Annotated in this window: 8 protein-coding genes and 1 pseudogene; 4 read left to right on the plus strand and 5 right to left on the minus strand. The window is 73.1% G+C overall.

The genetic code is table 11. The annotated features are described in order from the left end of the window. The 3 genes from RH94_RS20660 to RH94_RS20670 form a co-directional block, all read right to left on the minus strand. Window positions 1-826 (minus strand): DMT family transporter (locus tag RH94_RS20660; RefSeq protein WP_199881011.1); only part of this gene is annotated, 826 nt, incomplete at its 3' end. Window positions 827-909: 83 nt separating this feature from the next. Continuing rightward, window positions 910-1620: an ArsR/SmtB family transcription factor gene (locus RH94_RS20665; protein WP_107428778.1), complete on the minus strand. Its 711-nt coding sequence runs from the start codon at window positions 1618-1620 to the stop codon at window positions 910-912. A gap of 47 nt (window positions 1621-1667) precedes the next feature. Continuing rightward, window positions 1668-2309, minus strand: a complete 642-nt coding sequence (locus RH94_RS20670) for a TetR/AcrR family transcriptional regulator (protein ID WP_073948997.1) — start codon at window positions 2307-2309, stop codon at window positions 1668-1670. An 88-nt stretch (window positions 2310-2397) separates the two neighbouring features. Here RH94_RS20670 and RH94_RS20675 point away from each other — a divergent pair, with 88 nt between their 5' ends. The 3 genes from RH94_RS20675 (at window position 2398) to RH94_RS20685 (ending at window position 4661) form a co-directional block, all read left to right on the plus strand. Beyond that, a complete protein-coding gene (locus tag RH94_RS20675) occupies window positions 2398-3549 on the plus strand; it encodes an acyl-CoA dehydrogenase family protein (RefSeq protein WP_073949018.1) in 1152 nt (383 codons plus the stop codon). Between the two features lie 86 nt (window positions 3550-3635). After that, window positions 3636-3923: a YiaA/YiaB family inner membrane protein gene (locus tag RH94_RS20680; protein ID WP_073949019.1), complete on the plus strand. Its 288-nt coding sequence runs from the start codon at window positions 3636-3638 to the stop codon at window positions 3921-3923. A 96-nt stretch (window positions 3924-4019) separates the two neighbouring features. Then, the gene (locus tag RH94_RS20685) at window positions 4020-4661 is read left to right on the plus strand and encodes a TetR/AcrR family transcriptional regulator (RefSeq protein ID WP_073948998.1); all 642 of its coding nucleotides are present in this window, start codon (window positions 4020-4022) and stop codon (window positions 4659-4661) included. Here RH94_RS20685 and RH94_RS20690 read toward each other — a convergent pair. Continuing rightward, window positions 4652-5113 (minus strand): MaoC family dehydratase, encoded by a 462-nt coding sequence (locus tag RH94_RS20690; RefSeq protein ID WP_073949020.1) that lies wholly within the window; start codon window positions 5111-5113, stop codon window positions 4652-4654. The genes RH94_RS20685 and RH94_RS20690 overlap by 10 nt on opposite strands. Before the next feature lie 111 nt (window positions 5114-5224). Here RH94_RS20690 and soxR point away from each other — a divergent pair, with 111 nt between their 5' ends. Continuing rightward, window positions 5225-5695 carry a redox-sensitive transcriptional activator SoxR gene (gene soxR / locus RH94_RS20695; RefSeq protein WP_073948999.1) on the plus strand — a complete coding sequence of 157 codons (471 nt, stop codon included), beginning with the start codon at window positions 5225-5227 and terminating at the stop codon, window positions 5693-5695. A gap of 125 nt (window positions 5696-5820) precedes the next feature. Here the strand turns inward: soxR and RH94_RS44040 are convergent. Beyond that, window positions 5821-6050 (minus strand): annotated as a pseudogene (locus RH94_RS44040) (hypothetical protein); the annotation flags it as partial.

Genomic DNA, 6050 nt, shown 5'->3' on the forward strand with positions numbered 1-6050 from the left:
CCCCGCCCGCCAGTGTCAGCAGGCCCGGCACCTCGCCCAGGGCCAGCCAGGACATCAGGACGACCAGGGCGGGGACGGCGTACGTCGTCGCGCCCATGCGGCTCGCGGTCGTGCGGGCGAGGGCGTACGCCCAGGTCGTGAAGGCGAGGGCCGTCGGGAAGACACCGAGGTACACCATGTTGAGCGTGGCCGGCAGCGGGGCGTGGGCGGCCTCGTGGACGAGCTGCCCGGCGAAGGGCAGACAGACCACCGCGCCGACCAGGCAGCCGAAGGTCGTGACCTGCAGGGCGCTCGCCCGGCTCAGGGCGGGCTTCTGCGCCACGACCCCCCCGGCGTAGGCCAGGGCGGCCAGCAGGCACAGCACCACCCCGAGCAGCGACGAACCGCCCCCGCCCGACATCGACAGGCCCACGGTCACCGCCCCCGCGAACGACACCGCCATGCCCGCCAGCAGCCGCGGCGGCATCGGATCGCCCAGCAGCCGCGCCCCGAGCAGCGCGATCAGCAGCGGGCCGACATTGACCACCAGGGCCGCGGTACCGGCGTCCACTTCCTGCTCGCCCCAGTTCAACGCCACCATGTAGAAGCCGAACCACAGCACCCCGGATATCGCGATCCCGCGCCAGGCGGCCCGCGGCGGCCACCCCTCCCGCCGTACGAGACAGATCGCGCCCAGCGTCAGCGCCCCCGCCAGCAGCCGCCCGAGCGCCAGCGCGCCCGGCGAGTAGACGGCGCCCGCGCTGCGGATCGAGACGAAGGCGGAGGCCCACAGCACCACGGTGACGGTGGCCGCGCCGGCGGCCAGACGGGAGGGGGAGAGGTTCATCATGGTCCAGAGGCTAGGAGGGGAGGGGGAGGGACTGCTGGCGGATTTCCGACGGGGGATCGGGGTGGGGTGGACCGGGCGGTTCAGCGCAACGCCCCCGCCTCGATGCCCAGCAGGTCCGAGAAAGCCCGCTCACCCGTCGCCGTGACCTTCACCGCCCGCTCCGAGCCGATGCGTACGCACCAGCCCGCGTCGAGCGCGTGCCGGCACAGGGCCGCGCCGGCGGCCCCGGCGAGGTGGGGCCGCCGTTCCGTCCAGTCGAGGCAGGCCCGGGCCAGCGGACGCCGGCCCGTGCGGTCCAGGCCGATGCCCACCGTGCCGAACCAGGTCAGCCCCGCGTCCGTGAGCGCGAAACCGGTGTCCTGCCGCAGGAGTCCGCGCGTCGTCAGCGCGTCGGTCACCGTGATGCCCAGCCGCCCGGCGAGGTGGTCGTAGCAGGTGCGGCCGCGGGCCGTCGCCGACCCGGCGCTCGCCTCCCGCAGGGTGCGCGGCCGGTGCGCGGCCCCCGGGGCGACCTGGGCGGCCAGGTCCTCCACCAGCTGGGCGGCCCGCGCGCCGGCCAGGCGTACGTACCGGTGACGTCCCTGCCGCTCCTCCGCCAGCAGCCCGCCCGCGACGAGCTTGCCCAGGTGCTCGCTGAGCGTGGACGCGGCGACGCCCGCGTGCCGGGCCAGTTCCCCGGCCGTCCACGCCCGTCCGTCGAGCAGCGCCAGCAGGCACGTGGCGCGGGTCTCGTCGGCGATCAGCCCGGCGAGCGCCGCCAGGCCGGCCGCCCGGGGGTCCTTGGTGGTCATGCGTCCAAGCATGCGGTGCGCACGGTTCGGCGGTCGCCGAAGTACGGCTACGCGGTCCGTGCCACCTGCTCGTACTGCCGTGCCAGCCCGTCCAGCAGAGCCGTCAGCCCCGTTTCGAACGCCCGCTCGTCGATCCTCTCCTGCTGCTCGGCCAGCAGATGGGCCTGCCCGAGGTGCGGGTAGTCGGCGGGGTCGTAGGCGCCGGCGTCGTCGACGAAGCCCCCGGCGAAGGAGCCGAGCGCGGAGCCCATGATGAAGTACCGCATCAGCGCGCCGATGGAGGTGGCCTGCGCCGGAGGCCAGCCCGCCTCGACCATCGCGCCGTACACCGCGTCGGCCAGCCGCAGCGCGGCCGGCCGGCGGCCGGGACCGCGGGCGAGCACCGGGACGATGTTCGGGTGGTCGCGCAGGGCGGACCGGTAGGACACGGCCCAGTCGTGCAGCGCGGTCCGCCAGTCCCGGCCGTCCTCGAACATCGACAGGTCGACCCTGGCGCTCACGGAGTCGGCCACCGCCTCCAGGATCTCGTCCTTGGTGCGGAAGTGGTTGTAGAGCGAGGGCCCGCTCACCCCCAGCTCGGCGGCGAGCCGGCGCGTGGAGAGGGCCGCCAGGCCCTCCGCGTCCACGAGCTCCCGCGCCGTCGCGACGATGCGGTCGGTGCTGAGGAGGGGCTTGCGCGGTCGGGCCATGGCGCACATGGTAGGACCGCGGCATTAAACTAGCAGTGCTAATCCGAAGGAACGGCTCCCGACGTCCGTCACGCATGGGGTGATCCGTATGAACCTCGAACTCAGCGAGGAGCAGACCGCGGTCCGCCGGCTCGCCCGGGACTTCGTCGAGCGCGAGATCGCTCCGCACGTCGTCGCCTGGGACCGCGCGGAGGAGGTCGACCGGGGCATCGTCAAGAAGCTCGGCGAGGTCGGCTTCCTCGGGCTCACGATCGACGAGGAGTACGGCGGCTCGGGCGGCGACCACCTCGCCTACTGCCTGGTCACCGAGGAGCTCGGCCGCGGCGACTCCTCGGTGCGCGGCATCGTGTCCGTCTCGCTCGGCCTGGTCGCCAAGACGATCGCCGCCTGGGGCGGCGAGGAGCACAAGCGGCGCTGGCTGCCCGGCCTGACCTCCGGCGAGTACGTCGGCTGCTTCGGCCTGACCGAGCCCGGCACCGGCTCCGACGCGGGCAGCCTCACCACCGGTGCCGTACGCGACGGCGACGACTACGTCATCAACGGCACCAAGATGTTCATCACCAACGGCACCTGGGCCGACGTCGTCCTGCTCTTCGCCCGCTCCACCGACGCCCCCGGCCACAAGGGCGTCTCCGCCTTCCTCGTCCCCGCCGACGCCCCCGGCCTGACCCGCCGCACCGTCCACGGCAAGCTGGGCCTGCGCGGCCAGGCCACCGCCGAGCTGGTCCTCGAGGACGTGCGCGTCCCGGCCTCCGCGTTGCTCGGCGAGGAGGGCAAGGGCTTCTCCGTCGCCATGTCCGCCCTCGCCAAGGGCCGGATGTCGGTGGCGGCCGGCTGCGTCGGCATAGCCCAGGCCGCGCTGGACGCGGCCGTGCGCTACGCCGGCGAGCGCGAGCAGTTCGGCAGGACGATCGCCCACCACCAGCTCGTCCAGGAGCTGATCAGCGACATCGCCGTCGACGTGGACGCGGCCCGCCTGCTGACCTGGCGCGTCGCCGACCTCGTCGACCGGGGACTGCCCTTCGCGGTGGAGTCCTCCAAGGCCAAGCTGTTCGCCTCCGAGGCCGCCGTGCGCGCCGCGAACAACGCCCTGCAGGTCTTCGGCGGTTACGGCTACATCGACGAGTACCCGGTGGGCAAGCTGCTGCGCGACGCCCGCGTGATGACCCTCTACGAGGGCACCAGCCAGATCCAGAAGCTGGTCATCGGGCGGGCGCTGACAGGGGTTTCGGCGTTCTGAGGACCGGCCCCCGTGAGCTGCCCGAGTACGGGAACTGAGTATCCCGGCGGATGTGGCGGCGACCACGTTCGCCGATGCTTCTCGGCATGAGCGACACACCCGTCAAGCAGCAGAACACGGCCGCCTACTACGGCCAGGCCGTCGCCTCCTTCGCGGTCGCCATGGCGGCCACCGCCATCGGCATCCTCAGACTGGAGGCCGACGCCTGGGTGCGGGGCTTCCTGGCCATCGCCGTCCTGTACCTCGTCACGTCCGCCTTCACCCTCGCCAAGGTCATCAGGGACCGCCAGGAGGCCGGACAGATCGTCAGCCGGGTCGACCAGGCCCGGCTGGAGAAACTCCTCGCCGAACACGACCCCTTCCAGAAGCTCTGACCCGGTCACGCCACTCCGCCGGCCCGAGCACGCTAAGCGAGCGCTCACCTTCGGCGGTATGGTGGACCCCTTGACGCAGAGAGGGGCGAGCGAGCGATGAGTACGGCGGAGGAGATGGCCGGCGGCGACCCACAGCCGTGGGCCGAGGTCACCCCGGACGCGGCCCGGCGGCTGCTCGTGGCCGCCGTGGAGGCCTTCGCCGAGCGGGGCTACCACGCGACGACGACCCGTGACATCGCCGGCCGGGCCGGTATGAGCCCGGCCGCGCTCTACATCCACTACAAGACCAAGGAGGAGCTGCTCCACCGCATCAGCCGGATCGGCCACGAGAAGGCGCTGGAGATCCTGCGCACGGCGGCCCGGCGCGAGGGCAGCGCGACCGAGCGGCTCACCGACGCCGTGAGCTCCTTCGTCCGCTGGCACGCCGGGGGGCGCACCACCGCGCGGGTCGTCCAGTACGAGCTGGACTCGCTCGGCCCGGACGCCCGCGCGGAGATCCTCGCGCTGCGCCGCCTGGTCGACGCCGAGGTCCGCGGCATCATCGAGGAGGGCGCGGCCTCGGGCGAGTTCGACGTGCTGGACGTCCGGGGCACCACGCTGGCCGTGCTGTCCCTGTGCATCGACGTCGCCCGCTGGTTCAACGTCGACGGCCCCCGCACCCCCGAGGAGGTCGGCGCGCTCTACGCCGACCTCGTGCTGCGGATGGTCGGGGCGAAGTCCGGCGCCGCTCAGAAGTAGTACCGCACCACCGACTCCGCCACGCACACCGGCTTGTCGCCGCCCTCGCGCTCCACGGTGAAGGCGACGGTCGCCTGCACCCCGCCCGGCACGTCGTCCACGCCGGTGATCACGGCGGTGGAGCGCAGTCGCGAGCCGACCGGCACGGGGGCGGGGAAACGGACCTTGTTGGTGCCGTAGTTGACGCCCATCCGCACGCCCTCGACCTCGATCAGCTGCGGCCCGAAGAGCGGCAGCAGCGACAGGGTGAGATAGCCGTGGGCGATGGTCGTGCCGAAGGGGCCCGCGGCGGCCTTCTCCGGGTCCACGTGGATCCACTGGTGGTCGCCGGTCGCCTCCGCGAACAGGTCGATCCGCTTCTGGTCGATGTCCAGCCAGTCGGTGTACCCCAGCTGTTCGCCCACCGCCGCCTTCAGTTCCCCGGCGGACGTGAAGATCCTCGGCTCTGCCATGTGCCCGGCCTCCCGCATCGCACGTCATGTCTAAGCAACTGCTTAGCATGGTCGTGCGGGAGGCTCCTGTCAACGGACCGGGCGCGTGGCGCGGTGGGTAGGCTCCCCCGAGTGCCCCAGATCCCCGAGAAGATCCACGAGCTGACCGTCGGCCAGGTCTCCGCACGCAGCGGCGCGGCCGTCTCCGCCCTGCACTTCTACGAGTCCAAGGGCCTGATCAGCAGCCGCCGCACGGCGGGCAACCAGCGCCGCTACTCCCGCGACACACTGCGCCGGGTCGCCTTCGTCCGGGCCGCGCAGCGCGTCGGCATCCCGCTCGCCACGATCCGCGAGGCGCTCGCCGAACTCCCCGAGGAGCGCACCCCCACCCGGGAGGACTGGGCGCGCCTCTCCGAGGCCTGGCGCTCCGAACTGGACGAACGCATCAAGCAGCTCAACCGCCTCCGCGACCACCTCACCGACTGCATCGGCTGCGGCTGCCTGTCCCTGGACACCTGCGTCCTGTCCAACCCGGACGACATCTTCGGCGAGCGCCTGACGGGCTCGCGCCTGATGGCGGAGCGCGGGAAGGAGCGGGCGTAGCCGCGCACGACGGCCGGCGGGGCGTGCCCGGCCCGTCCCGGCACGCGCGGGGAAAGACGCGGGGAAAGAGGAGCCGAAGAGGGGTGCGGCATCCCCGGCGCACCCCCCGTCGTGCTCCGTCGTGCTCAGGCGGACACCAGCAGCTGCCCCCGCCTGGCGTGCGCCAGGGCCTCGGGAGTGAGGACCGGGCGCGGGACCAGGATTCCGCACTCCACGCAGACCGGGCCGGACGACGGTTCGTGATCCAGGTCGTACGTCCAGACCAGCCGCTCCCCGCCACACACCGGGCACGCCGCGTCCGGTTCGCGCTCCAGCGCGGCGATCAGCCGGCGCAGCACCTCGGCCAGCGGCTCCC

The sequence above is a fragment of the Streptomyces kebangsaanensis genome (assembly GCF_001906585.1).
GTDB lineage: Bacteria > Actinomycetota > Actinomycetes > Streptomycetales > Streptomycetaceae > Streptomyces > Streptomyces kebangsaanensis.

Coding starts and splice junctions, on each gene's coding strand:
- RH94_RS20665 (WP_107428778.1), bottom strand. CDS start 1,620: ATGACCACCAAGGACCCCCGGGCGGCCGGCCTGGCGGCGCTCGCCGGG.
- RH94_RS20670 (WP_073948997.1), bottom strand. CDS start 2,309: ATGGCCCGACCGCGCAAGCCCCTCCTCAGCACCGACCGCATCGTCGCG.
- RH94_RS20675 (WP_073949018.1), top strand. CDS start 2,398: ATGAACCTCGAACTCAGCGAGGAGCAGACCGCGGTCCGCCGGCTCGCC.
- RH94_RS20680 (WP_073949019.1), top strand. CDS start 3,636: ATGAGCGACACACCCGTCAAGCAGCAGAACACGGCCGCCTACTACGGC.
- RH94_RS20685 (WP_073948998.1), top strand. CDS start 4,020: ATGAGTACGGCGGAGGAGATGGCCGGCGGCGACCCACAGCCGTGGGCC.
- RH94_RS20690 (WP_073949020.1), bottom strand. CDS start 5,113: ATGGCAGAGCCGAGGATCTTCACGTCCGCCGGGGAACTGAAGGCGGCG.